Origin of the sequence: Actinophytocola sp., from assembly GCF_035942955.1 — a bacterium.
In the GTDB taxonomy this organism is placed as follows: domain Bacteria; phylum Actinomycetota; class Actinomycetes; order Mycobacteriales; family Pseudonocardiaceae; genus DASYTH01.
The window spans coordinates 1-19,690 of the sequence record NZ_DASZCQ010000329.1 but is presented as its reverse complement, the minus strand read 5'-3'; the positions used below and the strand labels follow the sequence as shown (position 1 = coordinate 19,690).

Annotated in this window: 18 protein-coding genes; 7 read left to right on the top strand and 11 right to left on the bottom strand. The window is 72.4% G+C overall.

Going from position 1 to position 19,690, the window contains the following annotated elements:
- Positions 1 to 3: 3 nt before the first annotated feature.
- A complete protein-coding gene (locus VGX25_RS32880) occupies positions 4 to 2,397 on the bottom strand; it encodes an FtsK/SpoIIIE family DNA translocase (protein WP_326921864.1) in 2,394 nt (797 codons plus the stop codon).
- Positions 2,398 to 2,471: 74 nt separating this feature from the next.
- Here VGX25_RS32880 and VGX25_RS32875 point away from each other — a divergent pair, with 74 nt between their 5' ends.
- Positions 2,472 to 3,308, top strand: a complete 837-nt coding sequence (locus tag VGX25_RS32875) for a lysophospholipid acyltransferase family protein (protein WP_414636059.1) — start codon at positions 2,472 to 2,474, stop codon at positions 3,306 to 3,308.
- A gap of 63 nt (positions 3,309 to 3,371) precedes the next feature.
- Positions 3,372 to 4,334 carry an EamA family transporter gene (locus VGX25_RS32870; RefSeq protein WP_326921862.1) on the top strand — a complete coding sequence of 321 codons (963 nt, stop codon included), beginning with the start codon at positions 3,372 to 3,374 and terminating at the stop codon, positions 4,332 to 4,334.
- 100 nt (positions 4,335 to 4,434) lie between these two features.
- On the opposite strand, the gene VGX25_RS32865 is transcribed toward VGX25_RS32870, so the two are convergent.
- The 4 genes from VGX25_RS32865 to VGX25_RS32850 form a co-directional block, all read right to left on the bottom strand.
- Entirely contained in the window at positions 4,435 to 6,135 is a 1,701-nt protein-coding gene (locus VGX25_RS32865; RefSeq protein ID WP_326921861.1) for a ribonuclease J, read from the bottom strand.
- Positions 6,136 to 6,232: 97 nt separating this feature from the next.
- Entirely contained in the window at positions 6,233 to 7,165 is a 933-nt protein-coding gene (gene dapA / locus VGX25_RS32860) for a 4-hydroxy-tetrahydrodipicolinate synthase (RefSeq protein ID WP_326921860.1), read from the bottom strand.
- A gap of 59 nt (positions 7,166 to 7,224) precedes the next feature.
- A complete protein-coding gene (locus VGX25_RS32855; RefSeq protein ID WP_326921859.1) occupies positions 7,225 to 7,857 on the bottom strand; it encodes a TIGR03085 family metal-binding protein in 633 nt (210 codons plus the stop codon).
- Positions 7,858 to 7,885: 28 nt separating this feature from the next.
- Positions 7,886 to 9,328, bottom strand: coding sequence for a serine/threonine-protein kinase (locus VGX25_RS32850; RefSeq protein ID WP_326921858.1), 1,443 nt, complete (start codon positions 9,326 to 9,328; stop codon positions 7,886 to 7,888).
- Between the two features lie 196 nt (positions 9,329 to 9,524).
- On the opposite strand from VGX25_RS32850, the gene VGX25_RS32845 reads away from it, so the two are divergent.
- A complete protein-coding gene (locus VGX25_RS32845) occupies positions 9,525 to 10,565 on the top strand; it encodes a DNA polymerase IV (RefSeq protein ID WP_326921857.1) in 1,041 nt (346 codons plus the stop codon).
- A gap of 305 nt (positions 10,566 to 10,870) precedes the next feature.
- Here VGX25_RS32845 and VGX25_RS32840 read toward each other — a convergent pair whose 3' ends face one another.
- Together VGX25_RS32840 and thyX are read right to left on the bottom strand one after the other, a co-directional pair.
- The gene (locus VGX25_RS32840) at positions 10,871 to 11,272 is read right to left on the bottom strand and encodes an ACT domain-containing protein (RefSeq protein WP_326921856.1); all 402 of its coding nucleotides are present in this window, start codon (positions 11,270 to 11,272) and stop codon (positions 10,871 to 10,873) included.
- Between the two features lies 1 nt (position 11,273).
- Positions 11,274 to 12,026 (bottom strand): FAD-dependent thymidylate synthase, encoded by a 753-nt coding sequence (thyX, locus tag VGX25_RS32835; RefSeq protein WP_326921855.1) that lies wholly within the window; start codon positions 12,024 to 12,026, stop codon positions 11,274 to 11,276.
- 138 nt (positions 12,027 to 12,164) lie between these two features.
- On the opposite strand from thyX, the gene VGX25_RS32830 reads away from it, so the two are divergent.
- Positions 12,165 to 12,713: a toxin-antitoxin system HicB family antitoxin gene (locus VGX25_RS32830; RefSeq protein ID WP_326921854.1), complete on the top strand. Its 549-nt coding sequence runs from the start codon at positions 12,165 to 12,167 to the stop codon at positions 12,711 to 12,713.
- 14 nt (positions 12,714 to 12,727) lie between these two features.
- A complete protein-coding gene (locus tag VGX25_RS32825; protein WP_326921895.1) occupies positions 12,728 to 13,654 on the top strand; it encodes a DUF4097 family beta strand repeat-containing protein in 927 nt (308 codons plus the stop codon).
- 77 nt (positions 13,655 to 13,731) lie between these two features.
- Here VGX25_RS32825 and VGX25_RS32820 read toward each other — a convergent pair whose 3' ends face one another.
- The 3 genes from VGX25_RS32820 to VGX25_RS32810 form a co-directional block, all read right to left on the bottom strand.
- Complete coding sequence (locus VGX25_RS32820) at positions 13,732 to 15,312, bottom strand: right-handed parallel beta-helix repeat-containing protein (protein ID WP_326921853.1); 1,581 nt, start codon at positions 15,310 to 15,312, stop codon at positions 13,732 to 13,734.
- Between the two features lie 143 nt (positions 15,313 to 15,455).
- Positions 15,456 to 16,688, bottom strand: a complete 1,233-nt coding sequence (locus VGX25_RS32815) for a winged helix-turn-helix domain-containing protein (protein ID WP_326921852.1) — start codon at positions 16,686 to 16,688, stop codon at positions 15,456 to 15,458.
- Positions 16,685 to 17,656 (bottom strand): EamA family transporter, encoded by a 972-nt coding sequence (locus VGX25_RS32810; RefSeq protein ID WP_326921851.1) that lies wholly within the window; start codon positions 17,654 to 17,656, stop codon positions 16,685 to 16,687. Before VGX25_RS32810 ends, VGX25_RS32815 begins: the two co-directional genes overlap by 4 nt.
- Positions 17,657 to 17,762: 106 nt before the next feature.
- Here VGX25_RS32810 and VGX25_RS32805 point away from each other — a divergent pair, with 106 nt between their 5' ends.
- The gene (locus tag VGX25_RS32805) at positions 17,763 to 18,320 is read left to right on the top strand and encodes a GNAT family N-acetyltransferase (protein WP_326921850.1); all 558 of its coding nucleotides are present in this window, start codon (positions 17,763 to 17,765) and stop codon (positions 18,318 to 18,320) included.
- 100 nt (positions 18,321 to 18,420) lie between these two features.
- Positions 18,421 to 18,939 (top strand): hypothetical protein, encoded by a 519-nt coding sequence (locus tag VGX25_RS32800; RefSeq protein ID WP_326921849.1) that lies wholly within the window; start codon positions 18,421 to 18,423, stop codon positions 18,937 to 18,939.
- An 86-nt stretch (positions 18,940 to 19,025) separates the two neighbouring features.
- Here VGX25_RS32800 and VGX25_RS32795 read toward each other — a convergent pair.
- A partial coding sequence (locus VGX25_RS32795) for a MauE/DoxX family redox-associated membrane protein (RefSeq protein ID WP_326921848.1) occupies positions 19,026 to 19,690 on the bottom strand: 665 nt, incomplete at its 5' end.

Here is a 19,690-nt window from a genome sequence, read left to right as displayed (position 1 = left end):
GGGTTACTCGGGGGCGCCGCGGATGAGGTAGAGGGCGGAGTCGAGCTCGTCGGGTTTGATCAGGACCTCGCGCGCCTTGGAGCCTTCGGAGGGGCCGACGATGCCGCGGGTCTCGAGCAGGTCCATGAGGCGGCCGGCCTTGGCGAAGCCGACGCGGAGCTTGCGCTGGAGCATGGAGGTGGAGCCGAACTGGGAGGTGATGACCAGCTCGGCGGCTTGCAGGAGCACGTCGAGGTCGTCGCCGATGTCGGGGTCGATCTCCCGGGCCTCGCCGGGTTTGGCGGCGGTGACGCCCTCGTTGTAGTCGGGCTGGGCCTGGTCCTTGCAGAAGTTGACGACCGCGGCGATCTCCTCGTCGGTGACGAAGGCGCCCTGGATGCGGATCGGCTTGGGGGCGCCCATCGGCAGGTACAGGCCGTCGCCCATGCCGATGAGCTTCTCGGCGCCGGGCTGGTCGAGGATGACCCGGGAGTCGATCAGCGACGAGGTGGCGAAGGCCAGGCGCGACGGCACGTTGGTCTTGATCAGGCCGGTGACCACGTCGACCGAGGGGCGCTGGGTGGCCAGCACCAGGTGGATGCCGGCGGCGCGGGCCTTCTGGGTGATCCGCACGACGGCGTCCTCGACGTCGCGGGGCGCGGTCATCATCAGGTCGGCCAGCTCGTCGACGATGGCCAGGATGTACGGGTAGGGGCGGTACTCGCGCTCGGACCCGGGCGGCGCCGTGATCTCCCCTGAGCGGACCCGCCTGTTGAAGTCGTCGATGTGGCGCACCCGGTTGGCCTGCATGTCCTGGTAGCGCTGCTCCATCTCCTCGACGAGCCAGGCAAGCGCGGCGGCGGCCTTCTTCGGCTGGGTGATGATCGGGGTGATCAGGTGCGGGATGCCCTCGTACGGGGTCAGCTCGACCATCTTGGGGTCGATGAGGATCATCCGGACCTCGTCCGGGGTGGCCCTGGCCAGCAGCGACACCAGCATCGAGTTCACGAACGACGATTTGCCCGACCCGGTCGAGCCGGCGCACAGCAGGTGCGGCATCTTGGCCAGGTTCGCGGTGACCATGTGGCCCTCGATGTCCTTGCCGAGGCCGATCACCATCGGGTGGTGGTCCTCGGTCGCGGTGCGCGAGCGCAGGACGTCGCCCAACCGCACCATCTCCCGGTCGCTGTTGGGCACCTCGATGCCGACCGCGGACTTGCCGGGGATGGGCGCGAGCAGCCGGACGTTGTCGGTGGCCACCGCGTAGGCGATGTTCTTGGTCAGCGCGGTGATCTTCTCCACCTTGACGCCGGGGCCGAGCTCGACCTCGTAGCGGGTCACGGTCGGGCCCCGGGTGAAGCCGGTGACCTGGGCGTCGATGTCGAACTGGTCGAGCACCCCGCTGATCGCCTCGATCATGAGGTCGTTGGCCCGGCTGCGGGCCTTCGGCGCGCTGCCCATCTCGAGCAGCGCCGGGTCGGGCAGCTTGTAGTCGCCGTCGACCACCCTGGTCACCGCGAGCTTGCTCGGCGGCGGCTCCTTGGCCGGGGGATGCTCCTTGACCGCGGGACGGACCGGCCGCGCCGGCGGCTCCTCGTCGAGCGGCAGCGGCTCCTGCTCCGGCTCGACCATGCTGGCCTGCCGGCGCCGGGCCGGGCGGCGCGGCTTGGGCTCCTCGGCCGGAGTGTCCACATCGGACAGCTCGGCGTCGTCGGGGTCCATGCCCAGCTCGCGCAGCCGGGTCGGGATGTCGCGCAGCCGGGTTCCGGTGAACACCAGCACGGAGAAGCCCAGCGCGAGGAACAGCAGCGGCAGCGCGACCCACGGGGTGACGCCCTTGGACAGCAGGCCGCCGGAGACGTAGCCGAGCGCGCCGCCGCCGTACATCCGGTGCTCGTTGTCCTCGGGCAGGCCGACGAACACGTGCAGCACCCCGAGCAGCGCCAGCGTGAACAGCAGCGCGCCGGTGATCAGCCGCGGGCGCTTGTCCGGCTGCGGGTCCGAGCGCATCAGCGTCACGCCGATCACCAGCAGCGCCAGCGGCAGCGCCACCGCGCCGGCGCCGATGGCGGTGCGGACGCCGCGCTCCAGCCAGACGCTGACCGGCCCGCCGGTGTCCCACCAGATCCCGGCGCCGACCACCACGCCCACCGCGATCAGGCCGAACGCCACCCCGTCGCGGCGGACCTCGGCCTCGATGTCCCTGGTCCGCCCGACCGCCCGCGCCAGCCCGCCGACGCCCTTGGCCAGCAGGTTCCAGCCACCGCGCAGCGCCCGGCCGAGCGGGCCGGGCCCGCTGCGCCGGGCCGGGGGTCGCCGGGATCGGGACCGCGGAGCCGACCGTGTGGCCGGACGCCGGGGCGCCGCCCGGCCGCCCCGACCCGTTCGCGTGGTCCTGGTGGTCGCCATGCCGTCCATTCTTATCACCCCAGTCACTTTCGTCACGGCAGCAACAGCGGGCCCAGCTCACCGGGCCCGGACCGGGGCGTGCGATGCTCCGGACCATGGTTGCGCTGTCTCGCCGGCCGCACGAGCCGACACGCCGTAACGGTGCGGCTGCCGTCGTCCCGCCGGACTGGCGGTTGATCGCCTGGCTGGACCGCGGGTTCGTCCGGATGGTCGGCCGGATCGAGATCTCCGGCTCGTTTCCCGAGCAGCTGCGCGGGCGTCCGGTGCTGGTCGCCGCCAACCACATCGGCGTGTTCGACCCGTTTGTCCTGGTCGCCGCATGCGCGGACATCGGCGTGCACCTGCGGTTCCTGCTCGCCGGCGGCCTGCTCGACGCGCCGGTGATCGGCTACTTCCTGCGCCGGGCCGGGCACGTGCGGGTGGACCGCGGGAAGAGCACGGTGATCGAGGCGTTCGACCGCGCGGTGACCCAGCTGCGGGACGCGCGGATCCCGCTGCTGATCTACCCGGAGGGCCGGATCAGCCACGATCCGGGACTGTGGCCCGAGCGCGGCAAGACCGGCCTGGCCAGGATGGCCCTTGCCGGCGACATCCCGGTGATCACGATCAGCCAGTGGGGCGCGCACGAGGCGGTCTACTGGGGCACCGAGAAGGTGACCAGGCCGGCCGACTTCCTGCCGCTGCTCACCTCGTTCGGCCGCGCGCTGGTCAACCGGCCCACGTTCCGCGTCCACTTCGGACCCCAGGTCGACCTGTCCGGCCTGTCCGCAGACCGCCCCGGCGACGCGATGCGCGCGCACAAGCGGATCATGCAGGCGATCACCGACGGCCTGGTGCCGCTGCGCCGCGACGAGCCGGACGTGCCGCGGTTCCGCGACCCCACCCGCCCCACGGACACCCGCAGCCCCTGGCGGCCGTGATCCGGCTCTCGCCCGCTGGGAAATCACGTGTTTCCGGCCGGGGGTACGGGGCACACTGAATGAGTGACCACTGAACTCGAAACACTGGTTACGAGATCAACAAGCCGGGCCCGGGGCACCGGGCTGATCCTGCTGGCCTCGTTCTGCTTCGGAACGTCCGGTCCGCTGGCCAAGCCGATGATGAGCGCGGGATGGAGCCCCCTGCAGATGGTGAGCCTGCGCATCGGGCTGGCCGCGGCGCTGCTGCTCGCCGTGGTGGGCCTGGTCCGGCCGGCCGTGCTGCGGGTGAGCCGGTCGGACTGGCGCCTGATCGTGGCCTACGGGCTGGTCAGCGTGGCGGCGGTGCAGCTGCTGTACTTCGCGGCGGTGTCCCGGATCCCGATCGGGATCGCCATGTTGCTCGAGTTCACCGCGCCGATCCTGGTCGCGCTGTGGGTGCGGTTCGTGCGCGGCACCGTGCTGCCCGCGCAGGCCTGGGTGGGCACCGTGCTCGCGCTGCTCGGCCTGGCGATGGTGGCGCAGGTGTGGCAGGGGCTGGCGTTCGACGCGCTCGGCCTGCTCGCCGGGATCGGCGCCGCGCTCGGGGCCGCGGCCTACTTCCTGCTCGGCGAGCGCGGCGTCGGCACGATCGAGCCGCTCGGGCTGGTCACCTGGGGGATGGTCATCGGCGCGGTGGCCATCTGGATCGTCGTGCCCCCGTGGACGGTCCCCACCGACGTGATCGACAACCTCACGACGTTCGGCCCGTGGCACCCGCCCGTGTGGCTGCTCCTGACCGCGATCGTGCTGCTCAGCACCGCCACCGCCTACCTGCTGAGCACGGCCGCCATGCGCCACCTGCCGTCCAACGTGGTCAGCGTGCTCGCGCTGTGCGAGCCGGTCGTGGCCATCACGATCGCCTGGGTGTTCCTCGGCCAGGCGCTGACCCCGATCCAGTTCCTCGGCGCGGGCGTGCTGCTCGGCGGCGCCACCCTGGTGCAGATCTCCGCGCAGCGACCGCTCGTCACAGTGTTGAACTCAACGTGAGGGCAGGGCTGGTAGCACTACTTGGCATTGCTGGCCGGCGGTTGGCACTGACCGACCCCTCGGCGGACCCTCCGGGCCCGGCCTCGGCGCCGGTAAGCCCTCACACGGGGATGACCGTGGGCACGATCATCGGGCGGCGGCGGTAGGTCTCGGCCACCCAGCGGCCGACCACCCGCCGCACCGCCTGCGCGATCCGGTGCGTGTCGGTGATCCCCTCCGACTCCGTGTGCGACAGCTCGACCTCCACCAGCGCCACCACGTCGTCGAGGGCCTTGGGGTCGTCGGAGAAGCCGCGCCCGGAGATCGTCGGCGGGGCGACCGCCCGGCCGGTCGTCGAGTCCACCGCGACGGTGATCGCGATGAACCCGCCCTCGCCGAGGATCAACCGGTCGGACAGCGTGGACTCGCCCACGTCGCCGACCGACAGCCCGTCGACGTAGACGTGGCCGACCTCGACCCGGCCGCTGATCCGGGCCCGGCCGTCCACCAGGTCCACCACCTGGCCGTCCTCGGCGATCACCACGTGGTCGGCCGGCACCCCGGTGGCCACGGCCAGCTCGGCGTTGGCCCGCAGGTGCCGCCACTCGCCGTGCACCGGCATCACGTTGCTCGGCCGGATCGCGTTGTACAGGAACAAAAGCTCGCCCGCGGGCGCGTGCCCGGACACGTGCACCTTGGCGTTGCCCTGGTGCACGACCAGGGCGCCCAGCCGAACCAGCGCGTTGACCACGGAGATCACGGCCGTCTCGTTGCCCGGGATCAGCGAGCTGGCCAGCACCACGGTGTCGCCCGGCCGGACCCGGATCGACCGGTGCTCGCCGCGGGCCATCCGCGACAGCGCCGACAGCGGCTCGCCCTGCGACCCGGTGGACACGAACAGCACCTTGTTCTCGGGCATCTCCAGCGCCTCGTCGAGGTCGACGAGCAGCCCGCTCGGCACCCGCAGCAGGCCGAGGTCGGCGGCGATGCCCATGTTGCGCACCATCGACCGGCCGACAAGCGCGATCCGCCGGCCGTGCCGCTCGGCCACGTCGAGCACCTGCTGCACCCGGTGCACGTGGCTGGCGAAGCAGGCCACGATCACCCGCTGGTCGGCCCGCGCGATCACGCTCTCCAGCACCGGGCCGATCTCCCGCTCCGGCACGAGGAAACCGGGCACCTCGGCGTTGGTGGAGTCCATCAGCAGCAGATCCACACCCTCGTCGCCGAGCCGGGAGAAGCCGGCGAGATCGGTGAGCCGGCCGTCCAGCGGCAGCTGGTCGAGCTTGACGTCGCCGGTGTGCAGCACCAGCCCCGCCGGCGTTCGGATCGCGACGGCCAGCGCGTCCGGGATGGAGTGGTTGACCGCGAAGAACTCGCACTCGAAGTCGCCGGACGCCCAGCGGCCGCCCTCCCGGACCTCCACCAGGGTCGGCTCGAGCCGGTGCTCCCGGCACTTCGCGGCCAGCAGCGCCAGGGTGAACCGCGAGCCCACCACGGGCACGTCCGGCCGCTGGCGCAGCAGGAACGGCACCGCGCCGATGTGGTCCTCGTGCCCGTGGGTCAGCACGATCGCCTCGATGTCGACCAGCCGGTCCTCGATCGCCCGGAAGTCCGGCAGGATCAGGTCGACACCGGGCTGCATGTCCTCGGGGAACAGCACCCCGCAGTCCACGACGAGCAGCCGGCGGCCGTACTCGAACACCGTCATGTTCCGGCCGACCTCGCCGATCCCACCCAGCGCGACGACGCGCAGGGCGCCTTCGGGCAACGGCGGCGGCGGTGCGGCCTGACCACCGGGGAACGATTGCGCGGCCGTCAAATGAACCACCGAGCGCGCTCAGGCCGAAGGCTCGCGGTCGGGGTGGCGGGGCACCCGTGGAGAGTACCGACGCGCGCGAGATCCCGGGAAGGCGTGCTCACCGTGGGGCCACTTCGACACCCCGGGACATCACCACGCCCGCCTCGGTCAGGTCGGCCGAGATCAGGTCGAGCTCGGCCGGCGTGGCGGCGGGCAGCGGCAGCCTCGGGTCGCCGACCTGGACGCCGCTCAGCCCGAGGGCGGCCTTGCTGAAGATCACGCCGCCGACCCGGCCGAACGCCCGCAGCACCGGCAGTAGCCCGGTGTTGATCCGGCGGGCGGTGGCCACGTCGCCGGACTCGAACGCGTCGATCATGCTGCGCAGCCGGTCGGCGACCACGTGGCCGATCACGCTGACGAAGCCGACCGCGCCGACGGACAGCCACGGCAGGTTCAGCGCGTCGTCGCCGCAGTAGTAGGCCAGCCCGCTGCGGGCCATCACCTCGGCGCCGGCCCGCAGGTCGCCCTTGGCGTCCTTCACCGCGACGATCCGCGGGTGCTCGGCCAGCCGGCACAGCGTGTCCGTCTCGATCGGCACCACGGTGCGCGGCGGGATGTCGTAGAGCATCACGGGCAGCCCGGTGGAGTCGGCCACGGTGGTGAAGTGGGCCAGCAGCCCGCGTTGCGGCGGTCGGGAGTAGTACGGCGTCACCAGCAGCAGGCCGTGCGCGCCGGCCTTCTCCGCGTCCTTGGCCAGGTGCACGCTGTGCACGGTGTCGTAGGTCCCGGCGCCGCTGACGATCGTGGCCCGGTCGCCGACGGCCTCGACGACGGCCCGGACCAGGTCGCTCTTCTCGGTGTCGGAGGTGGTCGGGCTCTCCCCGGTGGTGCCGTTGAGCACCAGACCGTCGGCACCCAGCTCCACCAGGTGCGTGGCGAGCGCCTGCGCCGCGTTCAGATCGAGGGCGCCGCCGGCGGTGAACGGGGTAACCATGGCGACCAGCACGCGGCCGAACGGCCGGCCTGGTACGGCGGTGGGAGATGCGGTCATGCCAATGAAACTACCCCGTCACGGCGTCTGCGCAGCAGTTACAGCTCCCTAGGAGTGGTTCACAGCCCCCTAGTAACGCCCTTCACGAGGCCGATCGAGGACTGGTCGCCTTCGAAGTCGACCAGCGCCCGATCCCGGCCGAACGCGAACAGCAGCAGCTCCCCCGGCGGGCCGGAGATGATCACCGTGCTCGGCCCGCGCCGGGCGGTCACCTCCCGGCCGTCCCGGCCGTCCCGGTCGGAGCGCCGGAGCACCACGCCGACCGGGCTGTGCCGCAACAACATCCGGCCGGACCGGGCCACCGCGCCCCACAGCGCGCGGTCCCGCCGCTCGTCCGGCGGGCGCGGTTGCCAGCCGGGCCGGGCGCGGCGCACGTCCTCGTGGTGCACGAAGAACTCGGTGGTGTTGACCAACTCGTCGAGCGCCGACGGCCAGTACCGGGGCGGACCGGAGCGGATCGCCCCGACCAGCTCGGTCCACGGCCGGCGCGCGTAGGAGTCCTGCACGCGCCGGGCGTACCCGGCAAGCGGCTTGATCAGGATGCCGGGCGCGGCGTCCGGCCGCCGTTCCCTGATCACGAGGTGGGCGGCAAGGTCGCGGGTGTGCCAGCCCTCGCACAGGGTCGGCTCGTCGGGACCGAGCTCGACGAACAGGTCGCACAGCGCGGTGCGCTCGTCCTTGGCCACGCCCATGGGCCCCGATGCTACTCGCCGGTAGCCGTCAGTACTCCGCCACCTTCGAACCACGGATCTGGGCGTTGTCGCGGTCCCGCAGCACGCAGCCGATCTGCCGCTCGTTGGGCTTGTCGTCGTTGTCGTTCCACTGGGTCTGGGTGGGAATCAGCGTGATGAAGCTCAACGTCTCGTACTTGTCCCGCGGGGTCACCCAGTTGCTCGCGAACACCATCGAGCACCAGACCCGCCCGTACTCCCGGAGCCGGTCCAGGCCGGGGTAATCGGGTTTGGTGGTGTTCCCGTTGCCGATTGCGCTGTTGTACCCGAAGACCTGGATCGCGTGCGGCTCGTCGCAGTCCACCGTGGACGGGACGCTGATGTTCGGCCTCAGCTCGACGGCCGCGCAGTCGCGGGTGCTCATGCTGAAGTCCCGAATGTCGCCGTCCTTGCCGTAGGTGAAGACCCCGCCGTCGGCCGCTTCCGGCTTCGGCGCGGCGAGCCCGCGGTGCAGGAACCAACCTCCGGCGAGCGCGCCGGCCAGCAGCAGGACCACTGCCGCGGCCGCGAGCCAGGTGCGCGCCCGGCCGCGCCGGCGGGGCGGCTGCGGTCCGGTGACGGCCATCGTCGGGTACTGCTGCTGCCCGGCGTACATGACGGTCTGCGGCCCGGTGTGCGGGCCGGGGGTGATCTGGGCGAGCAGCCCGCGCACCTGCGCCGCGCTCAGCCGGGCCTGCGGCGAGTTGATCAGCAGGCCCATGATCACCGAGGCCAGCGGCCCCTGGCAGCGGGTGAGGAACGGCACCTCGGTCATGATCGCGTGCATGGTGGCCGCGGTGGACGAGCGCTCGAACGGCGAGTAGCCCTCCACCGCGAAGAACAGCACCGCGCCGAGCGCCCACAGGTCCGAGCCCGCGTCGGCCTCGGCGCCCTGGATGCGCTCCGGGGCCATGTAGGTGGGCGAGCCGATCAGCACCCCGCTGGTGGTCAGCCGCGGATCGTCGACCGACTGGGCGATGCCGAAGTCGGTCAGTTTCACGCGCCCGTTCGGCAGCACCATCACGTTGCTGGGCTTGACATCCCGGTGCACGACGCCGGCCGCGTGCGCCGACTCCAGCGCCGACAGCAGCTGCCCGGCCAGCGCGGCCACGGCGTCCTGCGGCAGCGGGCCGCGCTGCCGCACGATGTCGGACAGCGTGGGCGCCTCGATCAGCTCCATCACGATGTTGGTGGTGCCCGACTCCTGCAGCACGTCGTAGACGGTCACCACGGCCGGGTCGTTGAGCCGCCCCGCGGCGCGCGCCTCGCGCAGGACCCGCTCCTCGAACACGCCGCGCTCGTCGGGCGGCACACCGTCCGGCAGGTGCAGCTCCTTGATCGCGACCCGCCGGCCGATCATCCGGTCCTCGGCCAGCCAGACGACACCCATGCCGCCGCGGCCGATCTCGCGGAGCAAGCTGTACCGCCCGGCGATCAGCCGCGTCGCGCCCATGCCGGGCGGAGCCTGCTGGGGAGCCTGTGGGGCCTGTCCCTGGTCCTGTGTCACCGCGCCTCCCAATCGCCGAGGATGGTACTGCGAGGGATCAGCGCGTGGTTGCGTTCCGTGGAGCAGACCGGAGCGGACTCGAGGCCCTGGGTGGAGCGGGTGGGATCGGCCGCGCGGGAGCGACCGGAGGAGACTGGGCCTCATGTGGTGGGTCCTGCATGTCGACCTCGATCAGTTCATCGCCGCGGTCGAGGTGTTGCGGCATCCCGAGCTCAAGGGCAAACCGGTGATCGTGGGCGGCGATGGCGACCCGACCAAGAGATCCGTGGTGGCCACCGCATCCTACGAGGCCCGCGAGTTCGGTGTGCACTCCGGAATGCCCATGCGCACGGCCGCGAGCAAGTGCCCGGACGCGATCTTCCTGCCCAGCGACCCGGCCGCCTACGACGAGGCGTCCGAGCGGGTCATGGCCGTGCTGCGGGAGTTCCCGGTCGTCGTCGAGGTGCTCGGCTGGGACGAGGCGTTCGTCGGGGTGCACACCGACGACCCGGAGGCGCTTGCCCGCGACATCCAGCGGGCCGTCACCGAGCGCACCAAGCTGACCTGCGCGGTCGGCATCGGCGACAACAAGCTGCGGGCCAAGCTGGCCACCGGGTTCGGCAAGCCGTCCGGGATCTACCGGCTGACCCGGGACAACTGGGTGAAGGTGATGGCCGACCGGCCCACCGACGCGCTGTGGGGCATCGGCGGCAAGACCGCCAAGAAGCTGGCCGACATGGGTCTGACCACGGTGCGCGACCTCGCCCTCGCCGACCCGGAGGTCCTGGCCAAGCGGTTCGGGCCCAAGATGGGCCCCTGGTTCTGGGAGCTGGCTCGCGGCGCGAGCGGCACCGAGGTCACCGCCACGCCGTGGCTGAACAAGCACCGCAGCCGGGAGACCACGTTCCAGACCAACCTCACCGAGCCCGCCGAGATCACCGAGCAGGTGGCGGCGCTGGCCCGCCGGGTCGCCGACGACGTGCGCGAGGAGGCCCGCCCGGCGTTCCGGGTGGGGGTGAAGGTGCGCTTCGCCCCGTTCGTCACCACCACCCGCAGCATCACGCTGCCCGAGCCGACCGACGACGCCGGCGTGCTCGAGAAGGCCGCCCTGCAGGTGCTCGAGATGTTCGAGCTGACCCGCCCGGTGCGCCTGCTCGGCGTCTGGGCCACCTTCGAGAACGGCCTCGACAGCCGGGGCGGATGAGCTGTATTTGATAGCTCGGGCAAGGCCGCCGGTCGCCTCGGTGTTTGATAGCTCGGGCAAGGCCGCCGGTCGCCTTCGGCGCCGGCCTTGGGTCGGGTTGGCGGGGTGATTGCGGGCCGGGGTGGGTGGTTGAGTGTTGTAGGTGGTTGGCTGACGACGCCTGCGGGCAGGGCTCGTTCCTCGCCCTGCCCTTGTCGTCGTGGGGCGGCCGCCCTCGCCAAAGATCGGTCGACCCCAGCGCAGTTTCAACGATCGGCCGCCCTCGCCAAAGACTGGCGACCCCCAGCGCAGTGTGGAAACACGCCTTAGCCGGCCGGCTGGGCCACGTCGTGCCCGGCCTCGGTGAGCGCGGCGACGGCCCTGGCGAGGTCGACGGCCTTCACCAGCACGTGGTCGGTGTCGAATGTGGACACCGCGAACAGGCTCACGCCGGCCGCGGCCAGCTCTCCGGCCAGGGCGGCCATGATCCCGGTCAGGGTGAACTCCAGCGGGCCGCGCACCGTGAGCAGCCGCCAGCCGTGCTCCACCTGCTCGGCGGCCGGGGCGTGCTCGGTGGGGCAGACCACGGAGACCTCGTCCGGCGTGCTGGTGACCGACACCAGCCCGGAACCGGCGTGCGCGAACAGGCCCGATGGCGGCGGGGAACCGCTTGGCAACCGGACGATGCTGTAGTCGCCCGGTCGCACGTCGACCGCAAGGCGCTTCACCTCAACCCTCGGTCACGAACGGGCTCGAGGCGACCTCGGTGCCGTCCGGGAGCGTGGAGATCACGAAGTCGTCGAACACGTTGCCGGCGACCTTCTGCAGCTGGCGCAGGCATTCCACGGCCAGCGCGCGGATCTCCACGTCGGCGTGCTCGGAGGCGCGCATGGCGATGAAGTGCCGCCAGGCCCGGTAGTTCCCGGTGACCACGATGCGCGTCTCGGTGGCGTTGGGCAGCACCGCGCGGGCCGCCTGGCGGGCCTGCTTGCGGCGCAGGGTCGCGTTGGGGACGTCGGCGAACCTCTCCTCGAGCCCGGCAAGCAGCTCCTTGTAGGCCTCGACGCTCGCCTCGGTGGCCGCCAGGAACCTGGCGTGCAACTCGGGGTCGGACGCGATCACGTCGGGTTCGACCATCGCGGCGTTGCGCTCGGGCACGTACCGCTGGGACAGCTGCGAGTAGGAGAAGTGCCGGTGCCGGATCAGCTCGTGGGTCAGCGACCGGGAGATCCCGGTGATGTAGAAGGTGACCGAGCCATGCTCGAGCACCGACAGGTGGCCCACCTCGAGGATGTGCCGCAGGTAGCCGGCGTTGGTCGCGGTGGCCGGGTTCGGCTTCTTCCAGGACTGGTAGCAGGCCCGGCCGGCGAACTCGGCGAGCGCCTCGCCGCCGTCGGCGTCTGTGGACCACGGCACGTCAGCCGGCGGGAAGAACTCGGTCTTCGCGATCAGCTCGACCTTCGGCATCACGATGTCCGCCACTGAAGACCTCCTTCGCTCCCCGCATCCCGGGTGTGAGCCTATCCGCCGACGCACGGGCGACCGGCGCGAGACACACGGCATCATGGTGATGTCGCCGTCGCGCTTGACTGATGTCATAAGTGACGTCATAGTGATGTCATGGATCTGAGTCAGTACATCGCCTCGCTGCGCGAGGACCTGATCACCACGGCGGCGGCCGGTGACGAGAACACCAGGCGGGCGGCCGAGGTGCTCGCCGCGGCGATCGGGCCCGCCGCCCGCCTGGCGATCATGAACGCGCTGTCCGACCTGGCCGCCGAGGTCACCGCCGCGCTGGACGACCATGTGGTCGAGGTCCGGTTGGACGGCCGCGACGTGCAGGTGGTCGTGACCGCGACCGGCTCGCCCGCCGACGACGTGCCTGCGCCGCCACCCCCGCCCACCGGCGAGCAGGGCGACATGAGCCGCATGACGCTGCGGCTGTTCGAGCAGCTCAAGGCGCGGGCCGAGGCGGCGGCCGCGGCACAGGGCGTGTCGCTCAACACGTTCGTCCAGCAGGCGGTGCAGTCCGCCCTGCACGGCGACAAGGAGGGCTGGCGCGAGGCCAAGCAGCAGTGGAAGCGCCAGTGGAAGCAGCAGTGGGCCGAGGAGCACCGCGGCTCCGGGGGCGGGAGCTCGTCCCGCGTGCACGGTTGGTACGAGGGATGAGGGAGCGGTCGGTGATGACGGAGGAGTTCCAGGCCCGCGTCGAGGACGAGGCCGAGGACCTGGTACGGCAGCAGAGCTTCGAGGTGGACGGGCCGGTCGAGCTGGACCTGCGGTCCGGGGCCGGCCGGATCGAGGTGCGGCTGGTCGACGAGGCCGGCGTGCACGTGGAGATCCGGCACGATCCGTCGGCGGCCAGCCCGTGGATGCGGGGCGTGTCCAGCCTGCTCACCTGGGTCAGCGACCAGTTCGGTGGCCAGTTCGGCGAGCAGGTCGGCGAGGTGTCGCCGGCCGAGGCGGTGCGGCAGACCCGGATCGAGCTGACCGGCAACCGGGTCGTGGTGCGCACGCCGCTGGCGCTGCCGCTGCGCACCGTGCCGGTGGCGGTGACCGTGCGCGCGCCGGCCGGCTCGCACGTGACCGCGCGCAGCGGCGCGGCCAGCATCTCGGTGACCGGGACGGCCGGCCGGCTCGACCTGCACAGCGGGTCCGGGGAGATCAACGCGGAGCGGGCCGACGGCGCCGCCAGCGTGCAGAGCGGCTCGGGCGCCGTGCGGCTGGGCGCGATGCCGGCCGGCCTGCGCGCCCGCACCGGCACCGGCGACGTCGAGGTCAGCGCGGTCGGCGGGCCGACCTCGCTGCACACCGGTAGCGGCGACGTGTGGCTCGGCGCCGTGTCCGGCGACGTCATGGCCCGCACCGGCAGCGGCGACCTGACCGTCGCCGACGCCACGTCCGGCCAGATCGAGCTGCAGACCGGCTCCGGCGCGATCCGGATCGGCGTGCGCAAGGGCTCCCCCGCCGAGGTCGACCTGTCGTCGGCCACCGGCGAGGCGCGCAGCGAGCTGGCCCTGTCCGACACGCGCCCCGAGTCCGAGCCCACCCTGCGCATCCGCGGCCGCACGGCCTCCGGCATCGCCGTCGTCAGCCCGGCCGCCACCTGACCGCACCGAGGGGGCGGGAGCGCCGTGTGCGCCTTCGACGGGGGAAGGCGCGGCACACGGCGCTCCCGATTGCGGGGCTACGGCACGGTCACCGTCGTCCGGCAGGTCGCGGTGTTGCCCGCCGGATCCGCGGCCAGGTACGTGAGCGTGTAGCCGCGGGCGGTCCCGAACCGTTCGGCCCGCAGCAGGCCGTCGCGGTCGTCGGCGCCGGTGGTCCAGCCCTGGATGTCGTTGGGCACGTCGCCGCGGCCGAGGCCGCTGTCGGGTTGGCTGCTTGTGACCGAGGTCAGGGTGACGGTCACGGTGCCGGAGTCGTCGCCGGCCGAGAGGTCGACGTGCACCGGCCGCAGCCGGTGGTTGGCCGGCGACAGCGTGGCCGGGGTGGCCGCGCAGGTGATCGTCGGGGGAACGGTGTCGCGCGCGCTGAGCTCGTCGGCTCCCAGGTCCACGACGGGGATCCCGTCGCCGTTGCCGTCCAGTGGCCGGGGGTCGCCGTCGATGTCGGTGGTCGGGGCGCCGGCGTTCCGGCCGGCGTCGACGGCTGGCGAGCCGGGCGTGATGTGGTAGTCGCCCGCGGCGGGGGCGGCGAACGCGGGGTCGGCCGAGATGTTCCCGTCCAGCCCGGTCCGGTCGGTGCAGAGCCCGCCGTAGCGGGGTCCGCCGCCGGTGTTGACGACGTCGTTGTGCTCGATCACGGGCGGATTGGGGTCGTTGAAGTCGCCGCAATGGAGGGTGGCCTGCGCGCCGGAGGACAAGAGGATGTTGTTCACGAGCCGTGCCGCGACGTCGAAGCCGTCCGCGATCACCGCGGAGCCACCGTTGTCGGCGATGGTGTTGTTCATGACGATCGGGCCGCGGTCACCGGAGGGAACGAGCCAATATATCCCGCCGCCCTGGCCCGCCGTGTTTCCGACGATGATGTTGTTCGTGATCAGCGCGTCGGACAGGTTGAACATCGAGATCCCGCCGCCGGCGCCGAAACTGGCGGCCGAATTGTTACTGATCACATTATTGGAGATCACCGGCGTGCCGGCCGCGAAAAGGGCGATACCGCCGCCGTCGAAGCTGGACGAGTTGTCGGTTATCAGGTTGTCCGCGACGGTCACCGTCCCGGCCCCGCGCACCGCGATTCCCCCGCCACCGACCCCGCCGCTGCAGTTGGGGTGGTTGCCCGAGATGACGTTGTTCCTGATGGTGGCGGCGGAGAAGGCGGCCTGGATGGCGCCGGAGCAGATCGAGTTGCCGGTCACCCGGTTGCCCTCGATGAGCGCCGGACCGTTCTGCGTGAAGATACCGGTCTCACCGGAGCCGTTGCGAACCGTGAACCCGCGCAGGACCGGGGTTTGATCCGCGCCCGCGTTGATCGTGACGACCGTCCCCGCCTGGTTTCCGTCGATGATGGTGGTCGCCGGCCCGTCGGTGCTCTCGACCGTGATCTCCTTTCCGAGGAAATCAATGAGCTCCACGTACGTCCCCGGAGAAACCAACACGGTGTCGCCGGGCGCGGCCGCATCGACCGCCGCCTGAATCGTCGGATGGTCCTGCGGCACCCGTAACACCGCGGCAGCGGCGGTCCCCTCGGCCGGTAAGGGCACGAGGAACATGGCCCAAAGAATCATCATCGGCAGCCACAGAACGCCACGGCGTAGACGTCTCATGGACGGACTCCTCCCAGTGAAGTGCTGGATGTGCGATTGCGCTCGAAGGGCGGCACGTCGATGGCCGGCCCCCAGCCGCTCGGACCGTCGGCAGCGTAGCGACCCGGGGGGCGAATGACGAGATGTCGTCGAAGGCTTGGGGGTTATGCGCGGACGGCGGCGGCGAGGGGGGCGGCGAGGTCGCCCCGGTCGGCGACCACGACCTTGTCGAGCCGCAGCCAGTCGGCCATGACGCGCAGCTCGGCGGCGAGCTCGGCGGCGACCCGGGGGACGTCGGCGGTGGGCTCGGCGAAGGCGGACTGGACGCGGAGCACGCCGGCGGCACGGTCGGACTTGAGGTCGACCCGGGCGACCAGCTCGCCGTCGAGCAGGAACGGGAACACGTAGTAGCCGTGGACCCGCTTGGCCTCGGGGACGTAGATCTCGATGCGGTAGCGGAAGTTGAAGATCCGCTCGGTGCGGTCCCGCTCCCAGATCAGCGGGTCGAACGGGCAGAGCAGGGCGCGGCCGGTGATCGCGCGGGGCAGCCGGGCGTCGGGGTGCCGGTAGGCCGGGTGCCGCCAGCCCTCGACCTTGACCGGCTCGAGCAGCCCGGCGTCGACCAGCTCGGCCACCGCCGGCTGGCTGCGCTGTGGCTTGAGCCGGTAGTAGTCGCGCAGGTCGGGCTCGGTGGCCACGCCGTGCGCCACCGCCGCGCGGAGGATGAGCCGGCGTGCCGCCTCCTCGTCGGGCACCGGCGGCGCGGTCAGCACCTCGGGCGGGAGCACCCGCTCGGGCACGTCGTAGAGCCGCTCGAACCCCTGGCGCGCCCCGGTGGTCAGCTGCCCGGCGGCGAACAGGTACTCGCAGGCGTGCTTGACGTCCGAGCGGTTCCACCAGCCGCCGGAGGCCCGGGCCCGGCGCGGGCTGCCGCCGAGCTCGTCCTCGAGCTTGCCGGCGCTGACCGGACCGAGCTCCTTCACCGCGGTCAGCAGGTCGGCGAACAGGCGGGCGTGCTCGGCCAGCTTCTGGTCCGTGTACCCCCAGAACCGCTGCTCGTACTGCCGCATCCGCCAGCGCAGCAGCGGCCAGTCGGTGACCGGCATCAGGCTGGCCATGTGCGCCCAGTACTCCACGAGCAGCCGCGGCCGGCGGGCCGTGTGCGCCCACGCCGCATCGTCCACAAGGGACGGTTTGTACGGCCCCAACCGGCTGAACATCGGCATGTAGTGCGCCCGCACCGCGACGTTCACCGAGTCGAGCTGGAACAGCTGAACCCGGGACAGCACCTTGCGCAGGTGCCGGTGGGACGGCGCCGCGGCCGGCCGCGGATCGGCGAACCCCTGCGCCGCCAACGCCATCCGGCGCGCGGCGGCCGCGGTCAACGTCTCCGTCATGAGGGCACTCTGCCATCGGGCACCGACATCTCGCCGCACGGCGGCTCGGGTTTGGGCCGCCGCTCGGCGCGCACCACCAGGATCACGGCGGCCAGCACCACAAGGCCGCCGGCGAGCTGGGCGATGCCGAACCGCTCCCCGGCCACCAGCACGCCGAGCAGCACCGCGATCACCGGGTTGACGTAGGCGTAGGTGGCCACGGTGGACACCGGCAGCATGCCGAGCACGAACACGTACGAGCTGAACGCCAGCAGCGAGCCGAAGACGACCAGGTAGGACAGCGCGACCCAGGATCCGGTGGTGATCCGGTCGAGGTCCACCCGCTCCCCGGCGACCAGCCCGACGAGCACCATGGCCGTTCCGCCGGCGAGCATCTCCACCGCGGACAGGGCGAACGGGTTGGCCGGCACCGGCAGCCGGGTGCTGGCCACCGAGCCGACCGACCAGCCAAGCGCCGCGAGCAGCACCAGCCACGGCCCCCACCCGGCCGAGCCGTGCGCGCCGGCGACCGGCCCGCCGAGCAGCAGCAGCGCCAGCCCGGCCATCCCGATCGTGACGCCGACCAGCGTGATCGCCGGCGGCCGCTCGCCGAGCAGCCGGCGCAGCACGACCACGTACAGCGGCACCGACGCGATCAGCAGCGCGGCCAGCCCCGATGCGACGTGCTGCTCGGCGATGACCACCATGCCGTTGCCCCATGCCGGCAGCAGCAGGCCGATGAGCACCGCGCTGCCGAGCTGGCGCCGGTCCATCCGCAGCGCTCCCCGCCCAACCAGGACACCGACGGCCAGCACGAGCACCGCGCCGGCCACCATGAACCGCAGCCCGCCGGACAGCAGCGGCGGCATCGACTCCACGGTGAACCGGATGGCCAGGTAGGTCGAACCCCACACGACGTACACCACGCCCAACGCTCCCCAGGCCAGCCACGCCGGCGCGGTCCTCCGGTCAGTACTGGTCATGGTCATGCTGGCACCCTCGCACAAACCACCGACAATCGTTGAACGGTTATTCGCGCACTGCCCAACGGCCGTGTCCGGCATCACAGCCGGGCCGCCGGATAGGTTTCCACGCATGGCCGATGCCGACGTCCGCGCAGCCCGGCCGGCCGACGCCGAGGAGATCGCCCGGATCCAGCTGGTCACCTGGCGCACGGCCTACGCCGCGATCCTGCCCGAGGACGTGCTGGCCGGGCTGGACGCCGGCGCCACCGCCGACCAGTGGCGGGCCACGATCGCTCGGGGCCCGGCCACGGTGTTCGTGGCCACCGAGGGCGAGTGGACCGTCGGGTTCGGCGCGGCCGGCCCGGCGCCGGCGCCGGAGTCCGCGTCCGCCGACGGCAGCCCGCCCCCCGACGCGGCCACCGTCGCCCTGATCGCCACCCTGCTGGTGGAGCCGCGCTGGGGCCGGCGCGGCCACGGCGGCCGGTTGCTCGCCGCCGCCGCCGACGCGATGCGCGCGGCCGGCTCCACCCGGGGAATCTGCTGGGTTCCCGAGGCCGACACCGCCTCCCTCGCCTTCTACCGCCGCGCCGGCTGGGCGCCCGACGGCACCGTGCGCACCCTCGACGCGGGCGGGCAGGCGCTGCGCGAGGTCCGGCTCACCGGCACCCTCGACATCGCGCTGGTGTGAACTCCGAGGATGTCCCCGATCTTTCCCGGAGATCGGCACGGTGGGGCACCGGCGGCGGTGGGGCCTCGGTTAGCCTGGGCCTTCGCCGAAGGGGAACCGGATGCTGATGTGGCTGGGCGTGAGCCTCGGCGTCGCGTTCGGCTCGGCGGTCCTGCCGCTGATCAGCGTCGAGATCTTCCTGGTCGGGCTGGTCACCCAGGAGCCGGGCATCCCGTGGCTGCTGCTGGGGGCGGTGATCGCCGTCGGGCAGGTGGCCGGCAAGCTGGTCCACTACTACGCGGCGCGCGGATCGCTGCGGCTACCGGCGTTCCTGCACCGGACGCACAAACCGGACCGGGCGCCGTCGCCGCGGCGGGAGCGGTGGGCGATGCGCACCAAGCGGATCCGGGCGTGGGTCGGCGCGCTCACCGAGCGCTGCCACCGCCACCCGCACTGGATGCTCGGCACCTACGGGGTCAGCTCGCTGGTCGGGCTGCCGCCGTACATGGCCACCACGATCCTGGCCGGCCTGGTCCGGATGAACGTGACCGCGTTCGTCTCCGCCGGGCTGATCGGCCGGTTCATCCGCTTCAGCCTGCTCGCCGCCGCCCCGGCCGCGTGCGCCGGCTGGTGGCTCTAACGACCGTGGCGCAATTATCGCCGCGGTTCTTGTTGATATTACTAGCCATTCTCCTCCGGGACCGGCGCGGTCCGGCTTTATGACCATTACGCCAGCGCGACCTCCTCCCGCCCGGCGACGAGCACGAACCGCACCGCGTCCGGGTCGAAGCGCAGGCGCGGCACGGCGAACACCGCGGTGGCCGGGCCGGACTCGCCGCGCGCGGAGTAGGTGAGGATTCGCCACTCCCCCTCGTCCCAGGTGTCCAGCACGTCCGAGCGGAGCAGCTCGGCGACCGAGCGGTAGGCGGCGCTGCGGTGCAGCTGCTGCACGGAGGACGCCAGCGGCACCTCGGCCGGCCGGCCGGCCAGCGGGTGGCTGATCCGCAGCCGCAGCCGGCGGATCGGGTGCAGCCAGCGGGTGTCCAGCTCGGGCGAGAGCGCCACGATGAGCGCGGCCTCAAGGCCAAGCATTCCCACTGTCGCGAATGGACGGTCGAGGACGAGCGCCGGCCACCAGCCGGCGGCCGCCACCCCGAGCCCGGCGGCCACGGTCAGCACGCCGGCGCGGGCGAAGCTGCGCGGGCGGACCGGCGAGTGCTTCTCACCGAGGCAGCCGCACGACGACTCCGGGGCGGCCAGGCGCGCGTAGCCGAGGTAGCCGAGCATGCCGGCGCCGAGGGCGACCGCCGCGACCGCCTCGGCCGGGTGCACCGGGGGCAGCAGGAGCAGGGCGCCGACCGCGAGCTCGACGGATCCGACGGCGCGGTAGG

Coding starts and splice junctions, on each gene's coding strand:
- VGX25_RS32880 (WP_326921864.1), bottom strand. CDS start 2,397: ATGGACGGCATGGCGACCACCAGGACCACGCGAACGGGTCGGGGCGGC.
- VGX25_RS32875 (WP_414636059.1), top strand. CDS start 2,472: ATGCTCCGGACCATGGTTGCGCTGTCTCGCCGGCCGCACGAGCCGACA.
- dapA (WP_326921860.1), bottom strand. CDS start 7,165: ATGACCGCATCTCCCACCGCCGTACCAGGCCGGCCGTTCGGCCGCGTG.
- VGX25_RS32855 (WP_326921859.1), bottom strand. CDS start 7,857: ATGGGCGTGGCCAAGGACGAGCGCACCGCGCTGTGCGACCTGTTCGTC.
- VGX25_RS32850 (WP_326921858.1), bottom strand. CDS start 9,328: ATGGGCGCGACGCGGCTGATCGCCGGGCGGTACAGCTTGCTCCGCGAG.
- VGX25_RS32845 (WP_326921857.1), top strand. CDS start 9,525: ATGTGGTGGGTCCTGCATGTCGACCTCGATCAGTTCATCGCCGCGGTC.
- VGX25_RS32830 (WP_326921854.1), top strand. CDS start 12,165: ATGGATCTGAGTCAGTACATCGCCTCGCTGCGCGAGGACCTGATCACC.
- VGX25_RS32825 (WP_326921895.1), top strand. CDS start 12,728: ATGACGGAGGAGTTCCAGGCCCGCGTCGAGGACGAGGCCGAGGACCTG.
- VGX25_RS32820 (WP_326921853.1), bottom strand. CDS start 15,312: ATGAGACGTCTACGCCGTGGCGTTCTGTGGCTGCCGATGATGATTCTT.
- VGX25_RS32815 (WP_326921852.1), bottom strand. CDS start 16,688: ATGACGGAGACGTTGACCGCGGCCGCCGCGCGCCGGATGGCGTTGGCG.
- VGX25_RS32810 (WP_326921851.1), bottom strand. CDS start 17,656: ATGACCATGACCAGTACTGACCGGAGGACCGCGCCGGCGTGGCTGGCC.
- VGX25_RS32805 (WP_326921850.1), top strand. CDS start 17,763: ATGGCCGATGCCGACGTCCGCGCAGCCCGGCCGGCCGACGCCGAGGAG.
- VGX25_RS32800 (WP_326921849.1), top strand. CDS start 18,421: ATGCTGATGTGGCTGGGCGTGAGCCTCGGCGTCGCGTTCGGCTCGGCG.